At 71.1% G+C, this 26,060-nt stretch carries 23 protein-coding genes, 3 pseudogenes and 2 riboswitches; of the genes and pseudogenes, 7 read left to right on the top strand and 19 right to left on the bottom strand.

Annotated features, from left to right (window positions below):
* Positions 1–65: 65 nt before the first annotated feature.
* The 11 genes from F0L17_RS22670 to F0L17_RS22720 all read right to left on the bottom strand — a co-directional run bounded on the left by F0L17_RS22670 (position 66) and on the right by F0L17_RS22720 (position 12,205).
* Positions 66–1,103, bottom strand: coding sequence for an ABC transporter substrate-binding protein (locus F0L17_RS22670; protein WP_162466575.1), 1,038 nt, complete (start codon positions 1,101–1,103; stop codon positions 66–68).
* Positions 1,104–1,132: 29 nt separating this feature from the next.
* Positions 1,133–1,311: riboswitch (cobalamin riboswitch) on the bottom strand.
* 59 nt (positions 1,312–1,370) lie between these two features.
* Positions 1,371–2,120 (bottom strand): class I SAM-dependent methyltransferase, encoded by a 750-nt coding sequence (locus F0L17_RS22675; protein WP_155072497.1) that lies wholly within the window; start codon positions 2,118–2,120, stop codon positions 1,371–1,373.
* A gap of 82 nt (positions 2,121–2,202) precedes the next feature.
* The gene (locus tag F0L17_RS22680; protein WP_162466576.1) at positions 2,203–3,438 is read right to left on the bottom strand and encodes an ATP-grasp domain-containing protein; all 1,236 of its coding nucleotides are present in this window, start codon (positions 3,436–3,438) and stop codon (positions 2,203–2,205) included.
* A complete protein-coding gene (locus F0L17_RS22685; protein WP_162466577.1) occupies positions 3,435–4,478 on the bottom strand; it encodes a pyridoxal-phosphate dependent enzyme in 1,044 nt (347 codons plus the stop codon). The genes F0L17_RS22680 and F0L17_RS22685 overlap by 4 nt, the downstream gene beginning before the upstream one ends.
* Complete coding sequence (locus tag F0L17_RS22690) at positions 4,475–5,365, bottom strand: GHMP family kinase ATP-binding protein (RefSeq protein ID WP_155072499.1); 891 nt, start codon at positions 5,363–5,365, stop codon at positions 4,475–4,477. The genes F0L17_RS22685 and F0L17_RS22690 overlap by 4 nt, the downstream gene beginning before the upstream one ends.
* Before the next feature lie 248 nt (positions 5,366–5,613).
* A complete protein-coding gene (locus F0L17_RS22695; RefSeq protein ID WP_162466578.1) occupies positions 5,614–6,903 on the bottom strand; it encodes an MFS transporter in 1,290 nt (429 codons plus the stop codon).
* 242 nt (positions 6,904–7,145) lie between these two features.
* Positions 7,146–7,922 carry an ATP-binding cassette domain-containing protein gene (locus F0L17_RS22700; RefSeq protein WP_162466579.1) on the bottom strand — a complete coding sequence of 259 codons (777 nt, stop codon included), beginning with the start codon at positions 7,920–7,922 and terminating at the stop codon, positions 7,146–7,148.
* Entirely contained in the window at positions 7,919–8,968 is a 1,050-nt protein-coding gene (locus F0L17_RS22705; protein ID WP_162466580.1) for a FecCD family ABC transporter permease, read from the bottom strand. The genes F0L17_RS22700 and F0L17_RS22705 overlap by 4 nt, the downstream gene beginning before the upstream one ends.
* Entirely contained in the window at positions 8,965–10,005 is a 1,041-nt protein-coding gene (locus F0L17_RS22710) for an ABC transporter substrate-binding protein (protein WP_162466581.1), read from the bottom strand. Before F0L17_RS22710 ends, F0L17_RS22705 begins: the two co-directional genes overlap by 4 nt.
* 70 nt (positions 10,006–10,075) lie before the next feature.
* Positions 10,076–10,262: riboswitch (cobalamin riboswitch) on the bottom strand.
* 143 nt (positions 10,263–10,405) lie between these two features.
* Positions 10,406–11,389 (bottom strand): glycoside hydrolase family 11 protein, encoded by a 984-nt coding sequence (locus tag F0L17_RS22715; protein WP_155074049.1) that lies wholly within the window; start codon positions 11,387–11,389, stop codon positions 10,406–10,408.
* Between the two features lie 552 nt (positions 11,390–11,941).
* Positions 11,942–12,205: a type B 50S ribosomal protein L31 gene (locus tag F0L17_RS22720; RefSeq protein WP_155072500.1), complete on the bottom strand. Its 264-nt coding sequence runs from the start codon at positions 12,203–12,205 to the stop codon at positions 11,942–11,944.
* A 258-nt stretch (positions 12,206–12,463) separates the two neighbouring features.
* On the opposite strand from F0L17_RS22720, the gene F0L17_RS22725 reads away from it, so the two are divergent.
* Positions 12,464–12,883 carry a CBS domain-containing protein gene (locus F0L17_RS22725; RefSeq protein WP_155072501.1) on the top strand — a complete coding sequence of 140 codons (420 nt, stop codon included), beginning with the start codon at positions 12,464–12,466 and terminating at the stop codon, positions 12,881–12,883.
* A gap of 219 nt (positions 12,884–13,102) precedes the next feature.
* Entirely contained in the window at positions 13,103–13,621 is a 519-nt protein-coding gene (locus tag F0L17_RS22730; protein WP_155072502.1) for a DUF421 domain-containing protein, read from the top strand.
* A 223-nt stretch (positions 13,622–13,844) separates the two neighbouring features.
* On the opposite strand, the gene F0L17_RS22735 is transcribed toward F0L17_RS22730, so the two are convergent.
* The 5 genes from F0L17_RS22735 to F0L17_RS22755 form a co-directional block, all read right to left on the bottom strand.
* Positions 13,845–14,303, bottom strand: coding sequence for a hypothetical protein (locus F0L17_RS22735; protein ID WP_155072503.1), 459 nt, complete (start codon positions 14,301–14,303; stop codon positions 13,845–13,847).
* A gap of 183 nt (positions 14,304–14,486) precedes the next feature.
* Entirely contained in the window at positions 14,487–15,341 is an 855-nt protein-coding gene (locus tag F0L17_RS22740; RefSeq protein ID WP_162466582.1) for a transporter substrate-binding domain-containing protein, read from the bottom strand.
* Positions 15,342–15,351: 10 nt separating this feature from the next.
* Positions 15,352–16,182 carry a hypothetical protein gene (locus F0L17_RS22745; RefSeq protein ID WP_155072505.1) on the bottom strand — a complete coding sequence of 277 codons (831 nt, stop codon included), beginning with the start codon at positions 16,180–16,182 and terminating at the stop codon, positions 15,352–15,354.
* Positions 16,183–16,189: 7 nt separating this feature from the next.
* The gene (locus tag F0L17_RS22750; protein ID WP_238419536.1) at positions 16,190–16,543 is read right to left on the bottom strand and encodes a hypothetical protein; all 354 of its coding nucleotides are present in this window, start codon (positions 16,541–16,543) and stop codon (positions 16,190–16,192) included.
* A gap of 559 nt (positions 16,544–17,102) precedes the next feature.
* Entirely contained in the window at positions 17,103–19,430 is a 2,328-nt protein-coding gene (locus F0L17_RS22755; protein ID WP_155072506.1) for a peptidoglycan recognition protein family protein, read from the bottom strand.
* A 152-nt stretch (positions 19,431–19,582) separates the two neighbouring features.
* Here F0L17_RS22755 and F0L17_RS27785 point away from each other — a divergent pair.
* Positions 19,583–19,900, top strand: a pseudogene (locus tag F0L17_RS27785) (RHS repeat-associated core domain-containing protein); the annotation flags it as partial.
* A gap of 630 nt (positions 19,901–20,530) precedes the next feature.
* Positions 20,531–20,827 (top strand): hypothetical protein, encoded by a 297-nt coding sequence (locus F0L17_RS22765; protein WP_155072508.1) that lies wholly within the window; start codon positions 20,531–20,533, stop codon positions 20,825–20,827.
* Here F0L17_RS22765 and F0L17_RS22770 read toward each other — a convergent pair.
* Positions 20,819–21,565, bottom strand: coding sequence for a transposase family protein (locus tag F0L17_RS22770; RefSeq protein ID WP_155074051.1), 747 nt, complete (start codon positions 21,563–21,565; stop codon positions 20,819–20,821). The genes F0L17_RS22765 and F0L17_RS22770 overlap by 9 nt on opposite strands.
* Positions 21,566–21,946: 381 nt before the next feature.
* Here F0L17_RS22770 and F0L17_RS22775 point away from each other — a divergent pair, with 381 nt between their 5' ends.
* Positions 21,947–22,369 carry a hypothetical protein gene (locus F0L17_RS22775; protein WP_155072509.1) on the top strand — a complete coding sequence of 141 codons (423 nt, stop codon included), beginning with the start codon at positions 21,947–21,949 and terminating at the stop codon, positions 22,367–22,369.
* A complete protein-coding gene (locus F0L17_RS22780) occupies positions 22,366–25,122 on the top strand; it encodes a tetratricopeptide repeat protein (RefSeq protein WP_155072510.1) in 2,757 nt (918 codons plus the stop codon). Before F0L17_RS22775 ends, F0L17_RS22780 begins: the two co-directional genes overlap by 4 nt.
* Positions 25,123–25,146: 24 nt before the next feature.
* Here F0L17_RS22780 and F0L17_RS27790 read toward each other — a convergent pair.
* A pseudogene (locus F0L17_RS27790) lies at positions 25,147–25,700 on the bottom strand (transposase family protein); the annotation flags it as partial.
* Between F0L17_RS27790 and F0L17_RS26855 the strand changes: the two are divergent.
* On the top strand, positions 25,687–25,827 hold the full coding sequence (locus F0L17_RS26855) for a hypothetical protein (RefSeq protein WP_162465599.1): 141 nt from the start codon (positions 25,687–25,689) through the stop codon (positions 25,825–25,827). The pseudogene F0L17_RS27790 and the gene F0L17_RS26855 sit on opposite strands and share 14 nt — an antisense overlap.
* Here the strand turns inward: F0L17_RS26855 and F0L17_RS22785 are convergent.
* Positions 25,820–25,909: pseudogene (locus F0L17_RS22785) on the bottom strand (integrase core domain-containing protein); the annotation flags it as partial. The gene F0L17_RS26855 and the pseudogene F0L17_RS22785 sit on opposite strands and share 8 nt — an antisense overlap.
* Positions 25,910–26,060 lie beyond the last annotated feature (151 nt).

The following is a 26,060-nucleotide window of genomic DNA, read 5'->3' on the forward strand; positions in this document are numbered from 1 at the left end:
GGGAGCCGGGGCGCCTCCGCCGGGCCGGTCGGCCACGGGGGTGTCCGGCGCCGCCGGGTGGGCCGTCACCGGAACCGCTCGGGGTGCAGGGCGCGGGCCAGGTCCGCCACGGCGTGCGGGGGACGCACGCCGACCAGGGTGGCGGTCAGCGGCAGCACGACGAACCGCTCGTTCCTGATGGCGGGCACATCGGCGAGGGCGGGCTGGGAGAGCAGGAACTCCTTCTTCCGCTCGACGCTGCCCGCACCGCGGTAGTGGTGGATCACGATGACCTCGGGCCTGCGCTCGACGACCTGTTCCCAGGAGACGTCGCCGAAGACCTCGTCCAGGTCGTCGAACACGTTGCGTCCGCCGGCCAACCGGATGATCTCGGTGCCCAGGCCCCTTCCCCCCGCGGTGTAGGCGGACCCGTCACCGCTGTCGTAGACGAACACCGGCACGGTGGGGGCGCCCTCGACGGCCTCGGTGGTCTCGGCGACCCGCCTTCGGAGGTCGGCCACCAGGTCCCCGGCGCGCTCCCGCACGCCGAAGATCCTCCCGAGGGTGCGGATCTCCTCGTAGGCGTCGTCCATGGTCACCTCGCCCTCGCCGCAGTACTCGCGGTTGAGGTGGGTGTCGATGCCCGCGTCGGCGAACGCCTCGCGGGAACGGCCCTCGTTCTCGGCGAAGGCGGCGCCGTAGCCGCCGTAGACGAAGTCCGGCTCGGCCGCCAGGACCGTCTCGAAGGAGGGTTCCCTCTCGGCCAGTCGCGGGATGCTCTCGAAGTCCTTCCGCAGGGCGGGCAGCACCGCGGAGTCGGGGAAGGCGGTGCCGACCATGACGTACCTCAGCCCGAGGGAGAGCATCAGCTCCGCCGGGTGTTGGTGGATGGTGACGACCCGGGACGGCGGTTCCTCGTACGTCGTACGGACGCCGCAGTTGTCGACGGTGACGGGGAAACCCCCCGCGGACGCGGGCTCGGACGCGGTCCGGTCGTCGGAACCCGCGTCGGCACCGCAGCCGGTCACCAGGACGGCGACCAGTGCGAGGGCCGGACCGCGCGCGGTTCTCCGGCGCGCGCGGCCGCGGGGGAGGGGCGGCAGAGGGAACGTTCCGTCGTACACGTGGTGCCTCCTACGGAGTCCTCGCTCCTCGGACGGGCCCGCGACAGGACAGTGTCCTGACTCCCGGATCGACGCTCCCCCGGCCTTCCCGCTCGCGCGGTGGCTCCTCGAAGGCGTGTGCTCCCCGGTCACAGTGGCGGGACCGTGCCGGACTCACACCGGCTTCCTGGCACCCGTCGCGGCGATGACCCGCTGATGGTACGTACTTGCGAACGATTCGCAAAAGAGCGTGCGGTGGGCGCCGCGCGCCCCCGGCGCCCACCGCTCTCACCCCTTGCGGACGGCCCGCAGCACCAGCCGCTCCGCCTCCTGGTCGTAGGGACGGCCGTCGAAGCCGCCGAAGACCTCCACCTCCCCGAAACCGGCCTCCTCGGCCATCTCGCGCAGCTCGACCGCGCTGTAGACGAACCACACCAGGCCGGCGCGGTCGACGCGGTCCCCGCGCACCAGGACCCAGTCGCTGCGCAACCGGGCCCAGTCGTCCAGCACGGTGTCGGTCTGCACCAGCAGGTCCTCGCCGCGCCGGACGACCTTCGGGGGCGTCACCCTGCGGGCCAGGATCTCCTTGCCGGCCACGTCCAGCACCAGCCTGCCCCCGGGCACCAGACAGTCGTGCATGTTGCGCAGCACCCGGGCGTTGTCGTCCGGATCCTCGAAGTAACCGAAGGAGGTGAACATGTTGAGCACCACGTCGTACGCGCCCGCCTCGACGTGGTGCAGGGCGTCGGCCCGTACGAACCGGGCCTCCACCCCGGCCGCCTCGCAGGATTTTCGCGCCTTCTCCAGCATGGCCGGGCTGCGGTCCACGCCGGTGACCTCCAGGCCGCGGCGGGCGAGGGGGACGGTGAACACGCCGGGCCCGCAACACAGGTCGAGCGTGCGGGACCCGGGCGGGAAGGAGAGCAGGGGAGAGGTGGCGAGGAGTTCCTCGGCCTGGGCGAAACGCTGCTCGGGGAAGAGGAAGTCGTAGAAACCGGTCCAGAAGTCGTCGTCCTCGAACCCGTCCGTCCGTGTCATCGGGACTCGTCCTTTCCGTGGTGCGGTTCGGGGTCCCGCCACCCGGCGGGGCGGGGCGAGCGTGCCGGTACGGCCGGCCTCCTCATCCGTCCCGCGCCTCCTCGGTGAGGACGCGCAGGGCGTTGGCGGCGGCCACGGCGCGGTGGGTGGCCAACTCCGCGGTCTCGGCCTCCGCGTGGACGATGCCCGCGTAGCCGCGGCTGTCCGTCAGGTGCTCGATGCGGTCGCCGACGCGTTTGGTCGGGTACCAGGTGGGGGAGCCGGGCATGTCCGCCAGCCTCTCCAGCCCCTGGACACCGGTGAACACCCCGGGCCGTTCGGGGTAGCCCAGGACGAAGGCGACCGCCGGTCCGCCGGGCGGCTCCGCGTCGATCAGGCGGGGACGGCGGCCGAGCGCGGTCTCCACCATCGCCTCGTAGACGTTGCAGCCCAGGGAGCGGCACATGCCCTCGGCGACCAGGGCCCCACCGATGCGAGGGTTGATCTCGACGATCTCCGGGCCCGCGAGGGTGAGGGCGAACTCCACGTGGGCGAAGCGGTCGGTGTACCCCACGGCCGCGAGGACCTCGTCCAGCCACCGCTCCAGCGAGGCGCGCTGTTCCTCGGGGAAGGCGACGGGGAAGGCGGTGACCTCCTCGCGGAAGTACGGCTCGCGCGACATCAGCCTGCTGGAGACGCCCAGCAGCCGGGTGTGCCCCCGCCAGGTGAGCGTCTCGGCGCTGTAGACCGGCCCGGAGAAGTACGGTTCGGCGAACAGGCGCCCGAACAGGGTGCGTTCGGCGGCCTCGCGCAGCGCCGTCTCCAGCTCCCGCTCGTCGCGGACCAGCCACACGTTCCGGCTGCCGGTGCCCGCGGTGTCCTTGAGGACGGCGGGGAGGCCGATCTCCTTGCGCAGCAGCGCCGGCAGCTCGTCGTCCGCGCGGCCCGGGTCCACCTCCGTCGCCCGGGACCGGGTCAGACCGGCCGCGTACAGCAGGTCGCGGACCTTCGCCTTGTCCCGCGTCAGCCGCAGGACGGCCGGGTCCGGGCCGGGCAGGTCGAAGCGGGCCGTCAACTCGGCGCCGATCAGGGCCCAGGTGTCGGTGGAGCTGATGAGACCGCGCAGTCGGGGGGTGCGGGACAGCTCGGCCGCCACGGCCTCGGTGTCGAAGGTGTCGATCTCGACCACGTCCAGGGCGTCGTCGGACAGCCGGCCCAACTCGTGGGCGTACCAGCCGGGGTCACGGGTCAGCAACCGCAGCCGCTCCCCGAGGGATCCGGCGGCGCGCACCAGGTTCCCCAGGCCGAAGGTGAGGGATTCCAGGCAGACCACCGTCACGGCGTCGGCTCCTTCCGGTCGTTGGGCCGCGCCGGCCAGGGGGCGCGGTTCCAGGCCATCGTGGACCAGGGCATGGACAGTTCCGCCGGCGAGGCGATCTCCACCGGCTTCAGCGCGGCCGGGTCCGGCGCCTCGCGGTGGCGGGCGAAGACCCGCTCGACGTAGCGGTGACCGGTGTCGGCGCCGATCACCAGGTGGAGCCGGTCGGGAAACCGGCGGGCCTCCCAGGAGGCGGCCAGGTGGGCCGCGCCCGTGGACAGTCCGGCGAACACGGCGTGTTCGCGCAGCAGCGCGACGGCCCCCGCCATCGCGTGGGTGAAGTCCATCCAGTGGACGGTGTCGTACAGGTGGTGGCGGACGTTGTCGAAGGGGATGGAGGAGCCGATGCCGGCGATGATCGCCTCGGGGTCGTGATGGCGCTCGCTGCCGAAGGTCACGCTGCCGAAGGGCTGCAGGCCCACCAGCCGGACCGAGGGGTCGTGGTGCCGGAGCCGTTCCACCAACCCCCCGGTGGACGCGCCCGAGCCGACGCCGCCGACCACCGTCAGGGGCCGGCCGGGGAACTCCGCGGCCACCTCGGCGGCGACGAGGTCGGCCACCTCGCGGTAGCCGAGGTAGTGGACGTCGTCGTGGTACTGGCGCATCCAGTGGACGTCGGGCCGTTCGCGCAGGATCCGCCGTACGCGCCGCACCCGTAACTCCTGGTCGAGCTTGAGGTTCTCCGACGGTTCGACCTGTTCGACGGTGGCGCCGAGGATCTCCAGTTGGGCGAGGGTGGTGGCGTCGACGGTGGTGGAGGCCACGATGTGACAGCGCATGCCATGGCGGTGGCAGGCCAGGGCCAGGGCGTGGGCGTAGATGCCGCTGGAACTGTCCAGGAGGGTCTGTCCGGGCCGGATCCTCCCCTCCTGGAGGAGCCGGCGCACGGCGGCGAGCGCGGAGTAGATCTTCATCGACTCGAAACGGGCCAGGACCGTCCCCTCGGAGAGCCGGACCAGCGTCGGCGTCTTGAGGGCATCGGCGATGTGGGCGTGTGTCACCCGTAACCTCCCGGGGCGAAGGAACACTGGTGGCCGAGCGAGTGGAAGAACGCGGAGAGCTCCCCCTTCAGGGCGGGGGCGGGACGGCGCGTGAAGAGGTAGCCGACCAGGCAGCCGGTGTGCGCGACGAAGACGCCGTCGGCGCCGAACTCCTCCCGGCGCGCCAGCACGGGCTCGAAGGTCGCCTTGGGCAGCACCTCCTGGGAGAGGACGGCGCTGGTGGTCGCGGCGCGGGCCACGGCCGCCGGATCGGCCGCCGAGAACCCCTTGAGCAGGTCGTCCAGGCAGCGTTCGTACTCCGGCGCCCGCCGTCGGTAGTGCCGTACCAGCAGCGGTGTGACGGCGGCGGTGTCCACGGCGCCGGCCTCCGTGACGAAGGCGGTGTGGAAGCCGACGGCGGTGCCCAACCGCCGCACCAGGCGGTGCCGGCCGCTGAGGTAGAGCGCGAACTCGTCGAGGAAGACGCTGTCCGCCCGTTCGATCGCGGACAGCACCCCGAGCACCACACGCGGGTCGTACGGCAGGGAGAAGACCCGGCACAGACAGCGCAGCGTCGCCACGACGTCGGCCGTGGAACTGGCCATGCCCACCCCGACCCGCAACTCGGAGCGGACGCTCCACCTGCCCGGTGGCAGCGTCAGACCGTGGTGCGCCAGGAACAGTTCGACGGCCTTCGCGGACTTCTCGCCGGGAGGCAGCGGGTTCCGCGGTCCTTCGGGATCCGGCGTGAAATAGACCCAGGAGTGCCGGTCGACGGGGAAGGAGACCAGGGCGATCTCCGGCTCGCCCGTCCGGGGGAGCGGCCCCTGGAACAGCTCGCCCAGGGTGCCGTGGCACACCCCCGAAAAGACCCGGGGCGGAGGTCTGCCGTCTGACTGGGGCGGCATCGAACACCTTCCGTGCGTGGGGGGGCGTGTGAAGGTGGTGCGGCGGGCGGGGGTGCGGCGGTGCGCGTACGGCAGCGCACGGCGGCGGGCGGAGCGATGACGAGCCACGCGCGCGGGCGCCCGAAGAGCTGATGACATGGTTGTGCACATGCGATGGTTGCGCAATAAGGGGGACGTGAGACGCGCCGGCCCGGCCCTCCGCGCCGTTCGCTGCCCCGGCGGCGGGCGTGCGCCGCCAAGGCGCGGACTCAGCCGGCGGCCCCGGCCTCCGGGGCGGCTTCGGGCACCGGGCCCGGCCGGCGGGAGAAATGGCGGGAGCCGGGCACCAGTGCGGCCGCGGCCGGTGCGGCGAAACAGGCCAACGCGCAGCCGAGGAGGACCTGCCGGGCGCCGAAGGCGTCGATGGCCGGGGCGATCAGGACGAGCCCCAACGGGGCGAGACCGTAGGAGAGCAGGAAGTCCAGGGAGGAGACCCGGGCCAGCTTGTCGGGCGCCACCTCGCGCTGGGTGGCGGTGAACCAGGGCACGTTGAACAGTTCGATCCCCACCCCGGCGACGGCGTAGGCGGCCATCACCACGGCGGGGTGGACGGGGAACACCAGGCTGAGCGGGGCGAAACCGTAGGCGGCCAACCCGGCCAGGGCGGACCAGCCCTGGGAGCGCGGCCGCCGGCGCGCGACGACGAGCGCGCCCGCCAGGGCGCCCGCGGTGTAGGCCGTCATGGCACCGGCCAGCACCACCTCGGTGCCGTACGCGTCACGGCTGACCAGGGGCAGGGCGACGCCGGTGGCGGAGTAACCGGTGGCGATGACGGTCGTCAGAGCGGCGAGGCCGGCGACGAACCAGGGGTGCCCGCGGGCCTCGCGTACCCCGTCGGCGAACTCGGTCGTGAACGGGACCCGCCGAGGCCGCCCGGCGGCGGACGCGCCCCCGGCCCCGCCCCCCGGGGCGAGGGCGGCGACGCACCAGAGCCCTCCGATCCCCAGCAGCAGCGCCCGGGTGTCGAGGAAGGCGGCGAGCAGGGCGGTCAGCGACGGTCCGGCGAGTGTGGTGACGCGCACGGCCAGGGTCATGGCGGCGTTGGCCTGCCGTCTGCGGTCGACGTCGACGACCTCGGCGGTCAGGGCCTGGAAAGCGGGCCGGCAGGCGCCCTGTCCCGCGCCGGCCAGGGCGGCGGCCGTGGCCGCGGCCAGCGGTGAACGTCCCAACCCGGCGGCGAGCAGGGGGGACGAGGCCGCCGCGACCAGCCCCGCCCACAGGATGACGCGGCGGCGGGAGTGCCGGTCGGCCAGGACGCCGCCGACGGGCACGGCCACGAGGAACCCCACGGTGCGGGCGGCGAGGAGGAGGCCGAGGTCGGCGGCGGTGAGCGCCCGGTCGAGGACCGCCAGCCCCAGGACGAAGGGCAGGGCCCAGGTGGCCAGGCCGGACGCCGTGGCGCCCGACCACAGCCGCAGGAAGGCGACGTCGCGCAGGACGGACCGCCGGCGCGTCGGGGTGGGTCCAAAGGCGGCGGCCGGTGCGGGTGGGGTCGGCACGGTGTGGGCTCCTGTCGTTCGTGGCTCCGGTCGGCGGCTCGCACGGCACCGGGGAACCGTCGGGGGAGGCGCGTCCTCGGCGGTCCCGCCCGGCGGGGCGCGGCATCCGACGCCGTCGAGAGCCCACGCCCACGCCTGCTGCGCATCGACCGTTGTTGCGGTCGGCTTGCAGCAGGGGCGAGAGGATGCGTACCCGGCCCGGTCGACGACCACGCCGCCCCCGGGGGCGGCGTCACCGGACGTCAGCCGGGCGGCAACGTGCCCAGGAACCGGACGTGGGGACGGCCGTCGGGTCCCAGGGGCGCGACGGTGGCGCGCACGCGGTAGACGTCCGCGATGAGCTCCTCGGTGAGGACGTCCCCGGGCGTGCCGTGGGCCACCACGCGGCCTTGCCGCAGCACCAGGAGGTCGTCGCAGTACATCGCGGCCAGGTTCAGGTCGTGCAGGGCGACGACGGTGGTGACGGGCAGGGCGGTCACCAGGGTCAGCAGGTCGAGTTGGTGCTGGACGTCCAGATGGTTGGTCGGTTCGTCCAGCAGGAGTTCGCGGGGCTGCTGGGCGAGGGCACGGGCGATCTGAACGCGCTGGCGCTCACCGCCGGAGAGGGTGCGCCAGGCGCGTTCCGCCTGATCGGTCAGCCCGCACCGTTCCAGAGCGGTGCGGACGGCCCGCTCGTCGGCCGGCGAGGCCGGCGCCCAGGGACGTCGGTGCGGAACGCGGCCCAGGCGCACGACGTCGGCGACGGTCAACTCCACCTGGGTGTCGACCTGCTGCTCGACGACGGCCACGCGCCGGGCGATCGCCCGGCGGCTCAGCTCGCCGAGCGGACGTCCGTCGAGCGTGACCACCCCACAGGCGGGGGCGAGGACGCCGGCGAGCAGACGCAGCAGCGTGGACTTGCCCGAACCGTTCGGTCCCAGCACACCGGTCGTCCCCCTGGGGCGCAGGGCGAGGTCGACCCCGTCCAGGATCAGTCGCCCGCCGGCCGAGCGGGAGATCCGCTCGGCGCGGAGCGTCACGACGCCCCCCGCAGACCCCGGGTGCGGTACAGGACGAGGACGAACGCCGGGACGCCGACCAGCGAGGTCACCACCCCCACCGGCACCTCCTGCGGATCCAGGACGGTGCGGGCCAGGGTGTCGGCCCACACCAGGAACACCGCCCCGGCCAGCGCGCAGGCCGGCAGCAGCCGACCGTGGCCGGGGCCGGTCAGCGCTCGGGCGGCGTGCGGCAGCACCAGGCCGACGAAGCCGATGGCTCCGGCGCTGCTGACGAGCGCGCCGGTCAGCAGGGCGGTGGCGCACAGCAGCACCAGCCGGGTGCGGGCGACGGAGACCCCGAGCGAGGCCGCGGCGTCCTGCCCGAAGGCGAACGCGTCCAGGGCGCGGGCGTGCCCCAGGCACACCAGCAGGACCACCGCCAGAACGGACAGGCACAGCCACACGTCCGTCCAGCCCGCGCCGCCCAGCGAGCCGAGCAGCCAGAACAGCACCCCACGGGTGGTCTCCGCGTCGGCCGCCGTCATCACCACGAAGGAGGTGAGCGCCGAGAACAACTGCATCGCCGCGACACCGGAGAGCACCACCCGGTCCGTGCCGCCTCCCAGGGTGTGACTGAGCAGCAGCACCAGCGCGAAGGAGCAGACCGCGCCCGCGAACGCCCCGCCGGAGACCGACAACACGCCGCCCCCGGCGCCGAGCACGACCACCACCACGGCTCCGGTCGAGGCCCCCGAGGAGACGCCCAGGACGAAGGGGTCGGCGAGCGGGTTGCGCAGCAGCGACTGCATCACCGCCCCGCACACGGCCAGTCCGGCCCCGCACCCGGCCGCCAGCAGGGTGCGCGGCAGCCGCAGGTCCCACACGATCCCGTCCCGCAGCGGGGTCAGGTGCGAGGTCCCCCAGCCCAGGCGGGCCGCGATCGCCGACCACACGTCGCCGACGCCGATGGCCGCCGGACCGATGGTGACGGTCACGGCGACGGAGGCGCACAGCGCGGCGAGCCCGACCGCCCACACCAGGACGCCGCGTCCGGTCCGTCCGATCGGAGGTATGCCGCCGGTCACTCGGCGAGCCCGTACGCGCGCAGCGCCGCGGCCACCTTCTCCACGCCCTCGACGGTGCGCACGGTCGGGTTCATGGCCTGGCCGCCGAGCAGGACGTACCGCTTGTTCCGGACGGCGTCCATGGTGCGGGTGACCGGGTGGGACTCCAGGAACTCGATCTTCTTCTCCGCGCTCTCGGCCGTCTGCGACCTGCGGGTGAGGTCGCCGATCACCAGGACGTCGGGGTCGCGGTCGGCGACGGTCTCCCAGTTGACCTGGGGCCACTCCTCGCGGCTGTCGTCGAAGACGTTCTCCGCGCCGAGCGCGCGGGTGATGACACCGGGGGCGCCGCAACAGCCCGCCATGTAGGGGGCTTCGGAGTTGGCGAACCAGTACAGGAGCGTCACGCCGGAGGCGTCGACGCCCGAGGTGGCCTCCTCGACGCGCGCCCTGAGGTCGGAGACGAGCCTCTCGCCGCGCTCCTCGACCCCGAACACCCGGGCCAGGTCGCGGATCTCGCCGTAGACCGTCTCCAGGGTCAGCGGGGCGGTGCGCACGCCGTCGCCGTCGCCGCTGTTGTCCTTGCCGGTGCAGTCGGCGGGGGAGAGGTAGGTGGGCACACCGAGGTCCTCGAACCGCTCGCGGGTGGCCACGCCCCCCTTGCCGAGCGTGGAGGCGAAGGAGGCGGCGACGAAGTCGGGCTCGGCGGCCAGCACTTTCTCGAAGGACGGGGTGTCGTCGGCGAGTCTGGGCACCGCCGCGCCCGCCGTCGCCAGCGCTTCGGGTAGCGGGTCGGTCCAGGTGGCGGTGCCGACCATCCGGTCGGCGAGACCGAGGGAGAGCAGGATCTCGGTGGTGCCCTGGTTCAACGAGACGGCTCGCCGCGGTGCGGCGGCGATCTCCACCGTCCGCCCGCAGTTGTCGAGCGTCACCGGGTGGCCGCTCTCCCCCCGCGGCGACGACGGAGGCGGCGAGGACACGCCCTGAGCGCAGCCGGCCAGGAGCGCGACTCCCGACAGGAGCAGGACGGAACGGCGGACGAGGCGCGCGATCGGCACGGAACTTCCCCAGGTGTCGGGGGCTCGTACGCGAAGCCCCGTCGGACAGTGCCCCTCCACCGCGGGACGTACCGGGCGGAGGCCGCCAGCAGGTCTTCGGACTCGGGATCACCCGGACGAGGCGCCTTCCCGGACCGCGACAGCCGTCCAGTGGCCGATGCCCCACCCGTCACCCTCACCGCTGCGCGTCAGCTCCGGATTCGCACCGGATTCCCTGACCCACGCACGTGGGTTCGACTGGCCTCGGCAAATTACCACAGGGAGCGGAGACGCCCGGACGCGCGCCGACCGCGCCGATCCGTCCGAGCGCGGGCGCACCGACGGCGCGGGCGCCGGAAGCGGTGTGGCGCGGCGGCTCGGGGCCGCCGCGCCACGGGTGCGGTGCTTCAGGGGGCGGGGGTCAGCCCGCGCTACAGGAGACCGTCGGCCAGGTCCAGTTGCCGTTGTGTCTGATGGTGACGCCCCAGTTGTTGCCGTTGCCGTTGGGCCTGGCGGTCAGTACCTGGCTGCTGGGCCAGTTGGCGCTGATGTTCCAGGTGGCGATGATCTCGGCGGGGGACGGGACGTTCATCGTCACGGTCCAGTTGCTGGAGCCGGACACCGAGACGTTGAGGTTGTACCGGTCGTCCCACCTGTCTCCCGCGGACAGGGTCGCGGTGCAGCCGCCACCGCCACCGCCACCACCGCCGCCACCGCCGCCACCACCGCCGGTGCCGCCCACGGTGATGTTGGAGCTGCCGCTGCTCTGGTAGCCCTCGGTCGCCATGATCATGTAGTCGTGGCTGCCCAGGTTCATCCCGTGACGGGCCCACGCGTCGAAGTGGTTGCCGGTGGTGATGGTTCCGCCCGTCCGCTTCGACTGCCGGACGCTCCAGAACTGCTTGAAGGTCTTGGTGCCCTCGATGGAAGGAGCGTTGTACCGCGTCGTCTCGTAGATGTCGTAGGTGCCGCCGTCGCTGGTGACCGTGCCCTTGTACGTCCCCGTGGGCCGGTAGGTGCCCCAGTTGTCGACGATGTAGTACTCCACGAGCGGGTTCCTCGACCACCCGTAGAGGGTCAGGTACGCGTTGCCGGACGGGTTGAAGCTGCCCGAGTAGGTCACGGTCCGGCGTCCGCCGGTGCTCCAGCCCTTGCCGATGACGAAGTTGCCGGTGTTGCGCCAGGAGGTGCTGTAGTTGCCGCCGGATCCCATGGTCGCGGAGACCGTCCCGGGGGCGTCGGTCCAGAACGAGTAGAAGTAGCCGTTGTGGGTGCCGGTCTGGTTCGAGGTGATGGTCTGGGCGTGGGCGGCTCCGGGCGGGAGCGCCGCGGTCGCGATCAACGCGGCGCAGGCACTGCCGATGAGCAGCCTGAGGCGACCGAATCCGCGCCTCTTGGGCAGCAGCCTGGTGAGGCCGAGTCCGCGTCTCTTCCGGCGGGGTGGAGCGTCGTTCACGTGCGTGCCTCCTCTTCCTGAGGGCCGGCGTGATGCCAGGCAGCGCGTACGGCGCGGCGGGGTGCTCGGCGGCCGGTGTGGGGACGGCCACCGCGTGCCGGCGTCGTACGACGACGGTGGGGCTCAACCGGTCGTCGTTCGGTCGACGACCGAAGGAGCGGGTCGCGGGGGCGACCCGGGTCGACAGCGGTGGGGCCTGTCGACGCCGACAGTGTTGAATCGCTCCGTTGGGTTGTCAACGGTTTCCGCAATGATTACGGAAACTCTCTGTTGCCGAGGGGTTTCCAGAGGGAGCGTTCTGCCTGATCAATGGGCCCGCTCTGCCGATCTGCTCCAAGAATGGCCGTGTGTGGACCCGTAGCAGAGATCATCACCGGAGGCGTGGCGCCGAAATTTCCGATGGGCTTCCGGAACTGTTTCGGGGTGTGTCCGGCTCCGAGGCGCGGCGGACCCCGGCCGCCGCGGGACAGGGTCCGCGACGGCCACCCACACCCGAGTCGATCAAGCGTTCGGGGCCTGTCCCGGCTTGCCGTAGCGCTGCTCGAACTTGGCGACCCGGCCCTCCGTGTCGACGGCGCGGGCCTTGCCGGTGTAGAAGGGGTGGCTCTTCGAGGAGATCTCCACGTCGACGACCGGGTAGACCTGCCCGTCGTCCCACTCGATGGTCTGGTCGCTGCGCGCGGTCGACCGTGTCAGGAAGGCGTATCCGGCGGACTTGTCACGGAAGACCACGGGGCCGTATTCAGGGTGCTTGTCCTGCTGCATGGCGATTCCTCCCACTGATGCGTTCATGATCCCAGACATGGCCGCCCTCCGCATGGCGACCGCCGACTCCGCGAACCGGCCGCCGAGGCGGCGGACGGTGCGAGAGGCTCGGCCACGCGATTCCCGCCCCGGGCGTGGACGGCGCCCGCGCGGCCCGGAGCGAGGAGGAGCACCGGACATGGCAGAAGCCGTGCCGGGTACTCCTGGCAGCCGGCGGCACACGCCGTCGAGCCATCCCGAACCGCTCTGGAGGAATCGATGGCCCAGCAGGTCAACGAGATCATGACGGCCGACCCCACCACCGTCACACCGCAGACCCCGATCGTCGAGGTCGCCCGCCTGATGAAGGAGGAGGACATCGGCGAGGTGCTGGTCGCCGAGGAGGACCGGCTGCGCGGCCTGGTCACCGACCGTGACCTGGTGGTGCGGGCCATGGCCGAAGCCCGCGATGTCGAGGCCACCGCGGCGCAGGACGTCTGCAGCGCCGACCTGGTCACCTGCTCACCGAACGACGACGTCTCCGAGGCGGTGCGGCTGATGCGTGAGCACGCGCTGCGCCGGCTTCCGGTGCTGGACGGCGAGGAGCTGGTGGGAGTGGTCAGCATCGGCGACCTCGCCGTCGACCGGGACCCGAGCTCCGCGCTGAGCGACATCAGTGCCACCGAACCCAACCGCTGACACCCACGCCACCACCGACGGGGCTCCGACTCCCGTCGACGAACCCCGGCCGGGTTCCCGCCCCTCACGGCGGGAACCCGGCGCGGAGCCGCCGCCACATCGGGCGGCCGCTCCGCGCCGTGAACCGCGACCGGGCCCGCGGCGGTCGGTGACACGGGGCGTTCACCGGGGGAGGAGGGGCCGTGTTGTGAGGGCGCGATCGACGGGTAGTCGTGGGCGATGTTCTTCGACTCCTGGTACGACCTGCTGCGCGTGGCCGTGATGACCGCGTGCGCCTATGCCGCCCTGATCGTGGCGGTGCGGATGTCGGGCAAACGCACGCTGGCGAAGATGAACGCCTTCGACCTGGCGGTCACCGTGGCCCTGGGCTCGACGCTGGCCACGATCCTGCTCAACCGGACCGTCTCCCTCACCGAGGGAGTCCTCGCACTGGTCCTCCTGGTGACCCTGCAACTCGTCAACGCCCGGACGGCGGTGCGCTCCCGCCGCTTCCGGCGGTTGATCAAATCCGAGCCGACCCTGCTGCTGAGCGACGGCCGCATGCTCACCGAGGCGATGGCCCGACAGCGGGTCACGGCCAGCGAGGTACGCCAGGCGGTCCGCTCCCAGGGCATCGGCGCGGTCGAGGACGTCACCGCGGTGGTGCTGGAGACCGACGGCAGCTTCAGCGTGATCCCCCGGTCCCAGGCCGGCTCCGGCAGCTCCCTGCGCGATGTCGGGGAGGACACCGAGCGGTGACCGTCGGGCCGACGGGCAGCGCCTCGGCGTGCGGCCGGGTGAGGGCACGGTGCGGTCCGGGCACGCGCCACCTTCGGCGTCCGGCGTGGACGCCGTCCCCCGGACCGGTGCGAGGGACACACGGGCTCGTGGTGGCTCCGAGTCCCTCGAACACCGTGTGGTGTCCACTCGGCCTCCGAGGCCGGCCCGCGGCCGGCCGCGCCCGCAGACCCGTACCGACTCGTCAGTCGGAACCCACGCGGAACGGCCCGATGGACATCGGCACCTTGGCCAGGTGGCCGACGAGGAAGAAGCCCAGAACGCCCGCCACCAGCGCCCCGACGCCGGCGTAGACGAGCCACCCTCCCAAGGTCGAGCCGACGGAGACGCCGAGGATCCCGACGTAGGTCAACAGTCCGGGCACCCAGCCGTGGCGGTGGATCGCCAGCCCTCCCAGGAGGCACGCGATCAGCAGCGGAACGAGGAGCGCGAGACCCGCCACCGCCACACCGGCCCACAGAACGCCCCACACCACCGACCACAGGGGATCGTCGTCGGACACACGGCCGTCGAACATCCCGCCCAGCCCCAGGCCGACGAGCACCAGGGCCGCTCCCGCGGCGAACCCGATCCAAATGATCTTTTTGAGCCGGGTCTCCCAGCGGTGGATGAAACCAGGACTGAAGCGATACGGGTTGGGCACGCCCAGAACCTATTGAGTGCTCGTCCCACGCGTCAATGCTCACCGGCCCGGCGACCCGGGAGGTGGGCGTCCGGACCGCCGGGGAGGCGTTGGGCCACGGCACGCTCACCAAGGCGCCGGACGCCTCCACGCACGTGACGGAGACGGCGCTCAAGGCCCGGCGGGCCCCGGTGCGGGGGGCGCTCACTCCACGCACGAGTACTTGTCGACGAGTGTGTCGTTGGGGCGATACTGGTCCACCTCGTTCGAGTGTTCCCTCGTGAAGTCCGGTAGGGAAGCCTCGAAGTCCGCTCTCCACTTGCTGCTTCTCACATAGGTTTTGACGATCTCCTTCAGTTGCTCGCAGTCTTCCTGGTGCCCCTTCGGCAGGCCGATGCCGTAGAGCTGCGGCTGACCGGCGTTCTCCGGAAGGACGCGGAGGTCCTCGGCAGGGTGATTCTGTTGAAATCCGTACAGAATCATCTTGTCCATGAAGAAGGCGTCGGTCTCACCCGCGAGCAGCAGCCGCACGCACTCGGAAGCCGTGGTCACCATGGTGATCTTCTTCAGTCCCCTGTTCACCAGGGACTCCTCGGCGGTCGTGCTGCCCATGGTGCAGATGCGCTTGTCCCTGAGATCTTCCTCCCGGTCGATGTCCGGGTTTCCGGGCCCCACCATGTATCCCTGAGGCGTCACCGCGTACGGACCGACGAACGCGACGTCCTCCGCGCGGGTTTCGGTGATCGAGTAAGTGGCGATCACCAGGTCGGAGATCCCCTCGGTGATCTCGGTCTCGCGCATGTTGGAGGTGAGCAGCCTGGGAGCGTACTTGACCCCCAGCTCGTCCACGACATGCGCTCCTATGAACTGGTCGAAGCCACCGTACTTCTCCCCGTCCCAGTAGGAGGTGCCCGGCTGGTCGGCCTTGTAGGCGACGTTGAGGCGATCCCGGCCGAGGAATGTCGGCGCCTCCTCACCGCACGCCGTGGCCGTCGCGAGGAGCATCAAAGCCCCGAGGGCCGCCGTCACCCGTGTTCTCGTTTCGCGCCACGCGTTCATTCGCAACTCCTCAGCCGTACAGGAAGACATCGGTGACCCCGAGTTCCACATGGCATCCCGAGACGGTGTGGACGGTCAGCCGGACCCGGACCTCGTTTCCGCCGCCGAGTTCCAGCTCGGCGGTCTCCCCGTCCACGAGCGCTTTGTTGGCTCCCCGCAGTGGTTCTCCTTCGAGCGCCACGTCGATTTCGGTGCCACGGGCGCAGGCCCCCGCAGCCGGGTTCTCGTCCTCGACGGAGACGGTGACTCTCAAGTGATCCCGTTCCGGCCTGCCGTCGAGGATCAGCGTCGCCGACTTCCCGTCCCCCACTCCGCTGTGGTTCTCGAGGACGACGCGGCGGGTGACGTCCACCTCACCGTGTTCGCGCAGGTATTCCATCCACAGCAGCCCGGACAGTGCGGCGGCCAGGCACATCACCACCATCGCCACCCGGATCCCGAGCGAAGGGCCTGTTCCTTTCCGGGTGGGGCGCTCCGCCGCTCGTCCCCGGCCACCCCATTCCCCCGCGAGGACCGCGAGCAGCACGGCCGCCAGTACGGTGGCGGCCATGAGCGTGTACGGCAGCACGAACTGACTCGTACGGCCCTCGGGCTTTCTGGCCAGCGCCACAGCGGTGATCGACCCGACGGCCACCGGGAGGACGCTCCAGCCGGCGGCCCATTCCCAGAGCAGCGTGTACTGGTGGCCGATCGCCGTGCTGCTGATGCTGCTGCGGAAGACGGTGCCGCTGACGGCCGTGCCGCCGTCACTCGCCTTCGCGCCACCCGTCCCGGACGCGGACGCCGCGGGCCGCTGCCGCTCCGGCGTTCCGCTCCCCTCGGGGATCTCCCCCCTGCTCATCGCAGGCTCAGGCTTTGGTGATGCCGGAGTTGGCATGGCCGCCGCTCTCGGCGACGGCGTCACCGGTCCGCTCGGCCCGCGCCGACACGGGGTCCGCGTTCCCGTCCAGCCGCACACCGCTGTTCGCGGATCCGCCGCCGCTTGCCCGGGCCTTTCCGGTGCCGACGGCCTCGACCTGCGGTCCCCGCCGGTCCGATCGCCGCAGCATCGGCATGAGCAGCGCCACGATGCCGACTCCGGCCTGGACCGAGGCACCGACCATCTGCCCCGTGTCCGGATCACCCAGCAGCCAGACCACCGGCGTCGAGGCGACGGCTACCGCACCGGCCGCGACCAGCACAGACCTCTGTTCACGAATCATGCCCTGTTCACACTCCCCCCGTGGAAGTCACATGACGAAGTATCAGGTGCTAACGCGAAGAAAGGGAAGAGGAGCGGCGTTGCCGTCTTGTCGGAAAAATGATTGTTTGACGAATCCCTGTGACCGTTCACCGGGGTGGCGGCCGGGAGGTGCCGGCGGCTTCGGCGCTGTCGGCCCGGCGGCCGGTGGTCGGACAGGTGTCGAGCTCCTCCGGCCACCATACGGCGCTCGGTGGAAGCGATGTCCAGTGCTTCGGGGCGAACGGCGCCGCCTGCCCGAGCCCCGCGTCCCGGTCGGGTAGGCGGCGCCTCCGATCGCCCCGGCCGCCGTCTCGGTGACCGCTCCCAACCCGACCCCCGACCGTCACCGACCTCGCCACCCTCGCCGGCAGGACCACCCCGGAATCCCGAAGCCGGTTTCGGCGGCTCCGTGCCCTCAAGCCTCACCCGTGCGGTTGACGTGACGCTCTCCGGTCGGTCCCGTCCGGCTGACACCCGGCACTCCGGCCGGATGCCGGCCGGGATCGTTCACACGGCGGTGGGGTCGGCCGCGTCCGTACCTACTTGAGGTAGACGAGTCCGTCGGTGGTGACGGTGGGCCGACCGCTGGTGCCCACGACGACGATCCTGACGGTGTGCTTGGCGCTGCCGGCCCAGGTCTTGGTCCAGATCGCCTGGCGGTACTTGGTCGTCGAGGACTTCAGGTCCACGGTGGCGGCCTTGGTGCCGTCGACGTAGATGTGGGCCTGGCCGGAGCCGGTGGCGCGGGAGACGATCCAGGCGGCCGAGCGGCCGGTGAAGGTCCAGGTCAGCGAGGCGTTCTTGGTGGAGCTGGAGGAGGACTTGCCGCCCAGGTAGCTGGAGGAGGACTTGGTGGTCCAGGTGCCCTTCTTCGTGGCCGAGGACTCCTGGAGGATCACCGGGGTGCCGGCCACCGAGGCGGTGGCGGTGTTGCCGGCCTGGTCACGGGCGGTCAGTGACCAGGTGGTGGCCTTGCCCGAAGCGGCGGTGTGGGCGGCGCTGGTGGTGGCCGGCCCGTAGGTCCTGGCCACCGGCCGGGTCAGCTTGACCTCCTTCAGGGCGGCGGTGTCGGTGGCCTTCCACTTCAGCGTGACGGGGACGGCACCGGTGTCGACGGTGCCGGTGCGCAGGGCCAGGTTCGGCTTGGTGGTGAAGGTGGGGGCGGTGGTCTCGGCGACCACGGTCGCGGCCGCGGTGGTGGCGGTCTTGCCCGAGATGTGGACGGCGCGGACGGCGACGGTGTGGGTGCCCGGGGCCAGGGTGGCTCTGGCCGAGGTGGCGGTGTTCGCGGCGGTGGCGGCGATCCTGCCGTCGACCAGCAGCTCGTACCGGGAGACCAGCGCGGTGGGGGTGGTCGCCTTCCAGTTCACCGTGACGGCGGCCTTGGTGTAGTAGGCCGTTCCCGACTGCCCGGCGCCGGTGATCGAGGTGACCGCCAGGCCGCTCACCGGGCCGGCGGCGTAGGTGCGGACGGTGGCGAGCCGGTCGTAGAGCCGGTTGCCGGGGCACTGGGTGTTGTGGCCGTCGCGGTGCCCGTGGATGGCGGGGAGGGACAGCCGCGCGCCCTTGGCCCAGGTCTTGCCGAAGTAGTTGCGGCCGGCGTCGCCGGCGGTGAGGGTGGCGGTGCCGTTGGGGGCGACGCCGTACTGGCCCAGCTTCCACGCCGCGATGCGGGCGACCGAGGTCAGCGCGGCGGTGGAGGCGGCGGTGTCGGTGTAGGTGCCCAGGACCGATATGCCGGTGGTCTCGGCGTTGAAGCCGTAGGCGTGCGCGCCCATCACCGGGCGGTCCACGCCGCCCTTGCGGCCCTCGTAGACCCTGCCGCACTTGTCGACCAGGAAGTTGTAGCCGATGTCCCGCCAGCCCAGTGTCCTGACGTGGTACGCGTAGATGCCGCGCACCACCGACGGGGCCTGGTCGCAGGTGTAGGAGTTGGACTCGGCGGTGTGGTGCACCACCACCGCCTTGATCTTCCCCCCGGGCAGGTAGACCGGCTCCTCGGGGCTGGCGGACTCGTCCGCCCCCCAGCCCGCGCGGTCGGTGATCGGCGGGCGCGGCGCGGTGGACGGCGGAGCCGGCGGGCCGCTCACCGAGGGCGACGGGCTCGCCGGCGGCGGCGTGCTGGAGGGCGGCGGGGTGGGCGAAGCGGACGCGGTGGGCGGCGTGCTCGTCGACGGGGCGCTGGTGGCCGGAGCGTCGGTGGCCGGAGCGCTCTGCGTCGCCGGCGGCTCGGGCGCCGGCCCGGTGGCCGGCTGTGACCCGTCCGGCTCCGGGTCGGCCGGTTCCGACCCGTCCGGCTCCGCGGAGGGGGAGGGATCGTTCGCGGGGTCGTCCTCGGAGAACGCGGCCGGTTCCATGCCGGTGGTGGTGACGCCGCCGGGGTCGACCATGTCCAGCCGTAGTCCCCCGGGCAGACCGGCCGAGGACTTCCCTTTGGCCCGCACCCGCACCTCGACCCCGTCCGAGGGGCCGACCCAGGCCGGTTCGGTACCGCCGCGCTCGGCGCCCCGCTCGCCCTGCCCGCTGTCGCCGTCCAGCACCAGCCAGCGCGACCACTGGCCCGTCGCCGTGCTGCGGGTGCGGGCCTCCACGGTGCCGTCCACGCGGGCGGCGGGATCGGTCCAGGTCACTCCCAGCAGGCTGAACGGCTTCACCTCCCGCCGCCCCGACTCCGCGGCCCGGCCGTCGTCGGTCACCTTCAGCGTGGCCGAGTGGAGACCGGTCCGAACCGGCTTCCCCGACACCATGGCCTTCCCGTCGTCATCGGAGCCCCCGACGGGAGAGCCGACCACCCCTTGGAGCACCAGCACCCCCGAAACCCCCGCCGCCACCGCGGCGGCCGTGCCCCATATTCGACGCGATCTCATACCGCACCCTGTTTTCTTGGGTCTTGGTCGGATCAGGGCGACCAATCAGCCCATCGGACCGGAACGGTAACGGATGTGGTGCCGGACCGCCGACAGGCCGGGGAAGCTGCCGAGCCACCGGCCGGCAGAGCGACGGAAACAAGCCACCACCCGGCGAGGTCGTGCTGCACCTCACCGACATCCACGGTGACGTGGCGCTCCGGTTGCCGCTCGGCGCGGGCAAGGCACCGGTGGCCCTGGACAACGATGAGTACGGCAACCCGCGCACTGGCCGGTCCGCCGTGCGGTACGGCCGGCTGGGCCCGCAGCAGCGCTCCGCCGAGACCCTCACCGGACTCACCCTCACGGGGGTGCGCCTCTACGCCCCGACCCGCGGCCGTTTCCTGCGGACCGATCCGGTCCACGGTGGATCGGCCAACGCCTACGACTACTCCAACGCCGATCCGTGCGACGCCTCCGACACCGACGGCCTGCGTCCAAGGGGCGGCAAGCGCCGTATCGGGAACGGCTACGGCATGCGGATCCTCACCGGTCGACGTGGTGGCGGTGTGGCGAAGAACGGCTACCGGTACATGGGCTCCTACATCAACGTGCAGGTGACCGGTTTCGCCAACCGCTACTTCGCGAAGAACGCGACGCAGGCCGAGACCTGGGGCGTCAAGCCGCGGGCCGGAGCGGGAAGATGGTCAAGCCCAAAGCAAGAAGAGCTGGTACACGCCGTGGAAGATCCAGTGGGCGGTCCACCACAACACCCAGGCGAAGCCCGGGACTCGGGTCCGGACCGGCGGCAGGGTCAGGGTGTGGGGACGGAACGGCTACGTGGCCACCATGACCGACTCGTGCATAGCCAAGTGACCCGCGTGGTCCGCGGTTGAGAAGGTGGCGCGCCACGTCGGGGCGCGCCACCCCCGTCCTCCGGCGGCCCCGCGGGCCCGGGAAGCCGCAGCATCAGAGGCAGGGAGCACCTGATCCATGAGACGACCGATGGCCGAAATCGCGCGGCAGGGACTCGGCGCGGGCCCTTCCACCGCGCCTCTCGACATGAGCTTCGACGACGGCCCTGTCGTCGCCGATGTCTGGACCGGGGCGATCTCGGCTTCGTGCTCGTCCTGCACCGCAGGGACGACGGCTGCGTCGCGGAAGAGGTCTTCCACTCCGTGCGCGACCGTGATGGCGGCGGGGGAGGGGGCCGGCTCGACTGCGATCACCTCAGCGGTGGCCTGTTGGGCTTCCAACCCGCTGACCCGTCGGCCCGCGGGAGGATCCTGTCCGGGCAGGCGACGGCCGTCGTCACGGAGTCGGAATCGCTGGTTCACACCGGCCGGTTCCCCAAGGACGAGGGCGACGAACCCGTACGTGTCGTGGAACTCCTCATCACTGAACGCTTCTCATCCTGAGCGCCAGGCGATCTCGATGGTGTGAACGGCGGCGACCGTGCGACCGATGCGGTTGGTGCTGCACCGGGCCTTGCGGAGGATCCGCCATTGCTTGAGGCGGGCGAAGGCGCGTTCGCCCGGGGCACGCAGCCGGGCGTGGTCGCGGTTGTACTGCTGGTAGTGCTCGGGCAGGTCGTGGTGGCGGTAGTAGGGGGTGCGGACGGTCGCGCCGGCGCCCTGGTAGGCACGGTCGGTCAGGACGAGGAGCCGACGGGACAGGCAGGCTTGGATCACACCGTGTGCGCGGGCTGCGGTCAGGTCGTGCATGCGTCCCGGCGTCGCGCGGGAGCACCAGAGCGGGGTGCCGTCCGGGCGGGCGACGACCCGCACGTTCATCCCGTGACGGCGGTGCTTCATCGAGTAGCACGGCTCGTCCGCCGCGATGCGGTTGGTAGTGATCAAAGTGCCGTCGAGGATGACGAACCCCTCCGGCGGCAGCTCGCGCAGGGCCTCGTGCAGGCTCGGGGCACGCTCGGCGAGGAGGTCGACCGTTTCGCTCACGTACCGGCCAGCGGTGGCGGTGGAGATGCCGAACCCCGCCGCGGCCTGGGCCAGGGTCGCGTTCTTGCGCAGATGTACCAGGACCAGCAGGGCCCGGCGGAAGCAGCCCAGCTTCCGCCGGCGGGAGTTCAGCTCACACCTTCGGGCGTAGATGAGCCAGGAAACGTGCTCCACGACCTCGTGAGGGACGTCGAGCATGGCACGATACGGGGCCAACAGGGCTCCTGGGTCGAGACGTTGGCGAGTGAGATCACCAGCCGCAACGACCAGGAGCCCTGCCACGTTACGGTCCCCGACCACCAGCCGCCATCACCCACGGACCACAGGATGAGAAGCGTTCGGTGTGTCTAATTATATTTAATTGATCTGAAGTGCAATATTGGAGGCTGCTTGTGTGTTGTCCGATATGCTCCCTGCGTCTACGGAGACGGTCCCGGGGTCTTCAATCAGTGTGGTAACTGCAGTAGCCGGCGCTCGTCACCATCAGAGGCGCCGTTCGCCGGAACCGCGAAGCCTGATTCGGACTTCACGTCGCCTGGTGACCCTGCGATGTGTGACGATTTCGGTATGGTGTCGCGCATGACTGGCCGGGCGCAGGCATGGTGCGGGGGTGCGGTCGCCGCTCTCTCCACCGGTGGGCTGGTCTGGTATCTCGTTTCGGTCGGGCTGGACGCCGCCAGTAAGTGGGCTGGTGTCCTTGGTCTCTTCGTCGCCTTTGTCGGGGTGGGAGTCTCGGTCGTGGGCCTGCGGCGTCCGACTCCTTCCGGTGGTGATCAGTCGGTGCACGGTTCGAGCGTTGGCGGCGGCGTCACACAGATCTCTGGCGCTGGCAACGTCCGCATCGGCCACGGGAATGCGGGCGCCGAGCCGCCGCTCCTACCAGAGTTCCGGGTTGGTGAACGGCGGTTACACGGACAATCGGTGTCGGACAGCCGGATCCACGGCCCGGTCGACCAGGTTCACGACGCCCGCGGTGACGTCGAGATCCACCGAGATTCATGACCGGTGCGTCCTGGTTCAGCTGGTTCAAGGGGCGACGCGAGACGGCCGCCGCTCCGGAGTCGGCAAGTCAGAGCCTTCCGGCACCGCTCGATTCACGGAGTGCACCGGCGGCGTTCGGTCAACAGATCACCGATTCCACGGTGGGCGGCCCGGCGATCATGGTTGGGGAAGCAGGAGGGAACGTACACGTCACTGTGGGCACTCCTCGGTACCGGGTAGACGCCCTGCCGCCCGCTCCTGCACCGCTGACCGCACAAGGTGCCAGAGCACAGCCGGCCCGACTGCTGCACGCACGCCACCAGCTTGTGCCCTTCACAGGACGTGTCGCCGAACTCCGGGTGCTCACCGCATGGCGGGACGGCGACGCAGCGATCTCGGTCCTTCTCCTCCATGGTGCCGGAGGCCAGGGCAAGACCCGCCTGGCCATGCACTTCGCGGAGCAGAGCCGGTCCGACGGGTGGCAGGTGCGGCAGGCACGGCATATCAGTGACCCCCCATCAGTGGCGGTTGTAAGGGAGGCCGGCGAGCACGCACACCTTGCCGGTGAGCTCATCATCGCCGACTACGCCGAGCGGTGGCCGGTCGACGAGCTTTTGGGGTTCGTTCGAGATGCGGCAAACACCGGTGGGAGGGCCCGGATACTGCTCGTCGCCAGGCCGGCCGGCGTGTGGTGGCAGACACTCGCCAATCGTCTCGACCGAATGGACGTGGCCACCACGTCGCTCGCCCTGCCGCCTCTGATGGAAGACCAGCACACGAGCCCCATCCTGCTCTACACCGAGGCACGAGATCACTTCGCCCACGCGCTGGATGTGTCGGGGACACACCGCCTTCCGGTGCCCACCGCGATACTGTCCGACGATCCCGGAACTCGCCATGTCCTGGCCGTCCACATGGCGGCTCTCGTCGCCGTCGACCGACACCGCCGCGGGGAGACAGGCGAGGGAGTGATGGACGCTCCGGGCACGGTCTCCGGCTACCTGCTCTCGCGGGAACGGGACCATTGGCGAACCCTGCACGCCAACAAGCGCATCACCACCAGCGACAGCGTGATGGCCAAGGTCGTCTTCACCGCCGCGCTCACAGGTACGGTCACCCAACAGGAGGGGCTCGCCGCCCTCGCCGCGATCCAAGCGTGTGCCGCAGCGCAGAGCGACCAGGCGCTCTACGACCACTCCCTGCTGTTCCCGTCCCACGACGCGGGCACGGTGCTGGAACCGCTCTACCCGGATCTTCTGGCCGAGGACTTCATCGCTCTCTGCACGCCCGGGCATCCACTCGATCACCCGTCCGACCCCTGGGCGGAAGGTGCGCTGCACCGGCTATTGGTACCGGGCGCCGGACAGGACGGCGTATATCCTTGGACCAAACCGGCGCTCACGACACTGATCGCCGCTGCGGCTCGTTGGCCGCACCTCGTGAGCGGGCATCTCGTGCCGGTCCTCACGGAGTATCCGGAACTGATGCTGCACACGGGCGGATCTGCGCTGACGGCGCTCACCGAGGTGCCGGGACTGCCCGCGACGGTGTTGGAGCAGGTGGTCGCCCTTCTCCCCGATCATCGGCATGTCGAACTAGATGCGGGCATTGCCGCCATCACCAGTAAGCTCATCAGCAGCCGTCTCCACGCCATTAGCGATCTGGCGGAACGTGCCAGTCTGCACAGCTCGCTCGCCACGCGACAGGCCTACGCAGGGATGTATCAACAGGCTGTGAGCACCGCAGAGGTTGCGGTGGAGATCGGTCGGCGTCTCGTAGGGGAGGATCCGAACCTCCACGAGCCCGTCCTGGCAGCGTCACTATCGAACCTCGGCAATCGGCTGGCGCAGGTCGGCCGCTACGCAGAGGCCCTGGAGTGCGCGAAGGAAGCGGTGTGGATTCGCCGGAAGCTCGTCGACCAGGCTCCGGAGACGCACCGGCCCGACTTCGCTCAGGCGCTGTCCAATCTGGGCGTCAGGTTGGCGGAGGTCGGGCGGCACATCGAAGCACTCGCCACCGAAGAGGTCGCCATTGGTGTCCGGCAGCGCCTTGCCACTGAAGATCCCGTGCGCTTCGAGGCGGACTACGCCACGTCGGCATCGAATTTTGCCAACCATCTGGCGCAGGTGGGGCGGCGTGAGGAGGCGTTGAGGTGGGAGGAGGAGGCGTTGGAGATTCGGCGGCGGTTGGTGGCGGAGAACCCTGCGGCTCATGAGCCGGATCTGGCGCGGTCGTTGTCGAACTTCGGGGTGCGGTTGGCGCAGGTGGGGCGGCGTGAGGAGGCGTTGAGGTGGGAGGAGGAGGCGTTGGAGATTCGGCGGCGGTTGGTGGCGGAGAACCCTGCGGCTCATGAGCCGGATCTGGCGCGGTCGTTGTCGAACTTCGGGGTGCGGTTGGCGCAGGTGGGGCGGCGTGAGGAGGCGTTGAGGTGGGAGGAGGAGGCGTTGGAGATTCGGCGGCGGTTGGTGGCGGAGAACCCTGCGGCTCATGAGCCGGATCTGGCGCGGTCGTTGTCGAACTTCGGGGTGCGGTTGGCGCAGGTGGGGCGGCGTGAGGAGGCGTTGAGGTGGGAGGAGGAGGCGTTGGAGATTCGGCGGCGGTTGGTGGCGGAGAACCCTGCGGCTCATGAGCCGGATCTGGCGCGGTCGTTGTCGAACCTCCGAACCTGGCTGGAGCAGACGGGACGCCATGAGGAGGCCCGGGCCGTCGTCAGTGTCATCCGCGAACTTCCAGAGCAGCGTCCCCCCTCGGCGGCCACGGTGCCGGGGCAGTGAGCTGTTTCCAACCTCAGTCTGAGGGGCCAAGCGCAGGGTGAGAATGGTCCGGACGAAACCGGTGATGCGGGTTGTGGAGCGTCGCAGCCTGCGCAGGATTCGCCAGGTCTTCAGAGTGGCCACAGGTTGCTTGATGAACACGCGAATCCTCGCGTGCGAGTGATCGACGGCCTGCTGTCCTGCGGAGAGCGTCTCCCAGCGGTCCGGGTAGGGCGCCGCCGGCGTCCCGGCAGCCCGGCCCAGTCCAGCCCTCTACGCCGGCTTCCTCCAGGGCATCGACGATGCCGTGAGTCCGCACGGCCTTGATGCCGTGGGCCGCGCAGTGCAGCGCGGGCGAGGCCCACCGCAGCCGCCACGCAGGATCGGTGATCACCTGCGCTCCATACCGTGCTTGATGTGTTCGTCGGAGTGGAAGGACCACTTGCCGCAATCCGGCCGATCGGTAGCAGCGTGCCGTCCAGGATCACGGATGCCTTGGTGGAGGTGATTTTCATCGTTTCGGCGGGAGTCGGCGAAAGGGCGGCCAAGAACTCGGCAGCTTCACGGACGTAGCGGTAGACGGTGGTGGTTCCTGCACCAGCCGCGCGCCTGCGCAGACGGAACATCAAGGCCGTCGTCCCGGAGAGCGACCAGACCGCCAACCGCAAGAAGAAGGCCGCCGGCCAGCTCGCCGATGGCCTGCGGGCACTGACCGCGCATTGGTGACGCGGCCGGCTGGTGTGTGGCCGCCGATGCCGGTGTGGGGCCGGTGGTGGTTGTATCAGTCCAGCCAGTCGGGAAGCGCTGCCCGGCGTTCGGTTTCATCTTTGATGGGCTGCTTTTTCTGGTTTCTGCGGTGCGATGGCGTGGTGTGGGTGAGACTGTCGGTGCAAGTGGGTCTCAAGGGCTGGGCGGGGTGACAGCTGAGGCGGAGTGTGGCTTGCGCCTGTCTCATCCCA

This window comes from Streptomyces taklimakanensis (assembly GCF_009709575.1).
GTDB classification, from domain to species: Bacteria; Actinomycetota; Actinomycetes; order Streptomycetales; family Streptomycetaceae; genus Streptomyces; species Streptomyces taklimakanensis.

Coding starts and splice junctions, on each gene's coding strand:
- F0L17_RS22675 (WP_155072497.1), bottom strand. CDS start 2,120: ATGACACGGACGGACGGGTTCGAGGACGACGACTTCTGGACCGGTTTC.
- F0L17_RS22690 (WP_155072499.1), bottom strand. CDS start 5,365: ATGCCGCCCCAGTCAGACGGCAGACCTCCGCCCCGGGTCTTTTCGGGG.
- F0L17_RS22720 (WP_155072500.1), bottom strand. CDS start 12,205: ATGCAGCAGGACAAGCACCCTGAATACGGCCCCGTGGTCTTCCGTGAC.
- F0L17_RS22725 (WP_155072501.1), top strand. CDS start 12,464: ATGGCCCAGCAGGTCAACGAGATCATGACGGCCGACCCCACCACCGTC.
- F0L17_RS22730 (WP_155072502.1), top strand. CDS start 13,103: ATGTTCTTCGACTCCTGGTACGACCTGCTGCGCGTGGCCGTGATGACC.
- F0L17_RS22740 (WP_162466582.1), bottom strand. CDS start 15,341: ATGAACGCGTGGCGCGAAACGAGAACACGGGTGACGGCGGCCCTCGGG.
- F0L17_RS22745 (WP_155072505.1), bottom strand. CDS start 16,182: ATGAGCAGGGGGGAGATCCCCGAGGGGAGCGGAACGCCGGAGCGGCAG.
- F0L17_RS22750 (WP_238419536.1), bottom strand. CDS start 16,543: ATGATTCGTGAACAGAGGTCTGTGCTGGTCGCGGCCGGTGCGGTAGCC.
- F0L17_RS22755 (WP_155072506.1), bottom strand. CDS start 19,430: ATGAGATCGCGTCGAATATGGGGCACGGCCGCCGCGGTGGCGGCGGGG.
- F0L17_RS22770 (WP_155074051.1), bottom strand. CDS start 21,565: ATGCTCGACGTCCCTCACGAGGTCGTGGAGCACGTTTCCTGGCTCATC.
- F0L17_RS22775 (WP_155072509.1), top strand. CDS start 21,947: ATGACTGGCCGGGCGCAGGCATGGTGCGGGGGTGCGGTCGCCGCTCTC.
- F0L17_RS22780 (WP_155072510.1), top strand. CDS start 22,366: ATGACCGGTGCGTCCTGGTTCAGCTGGTTCAAGGGGCGACGCGAGACG.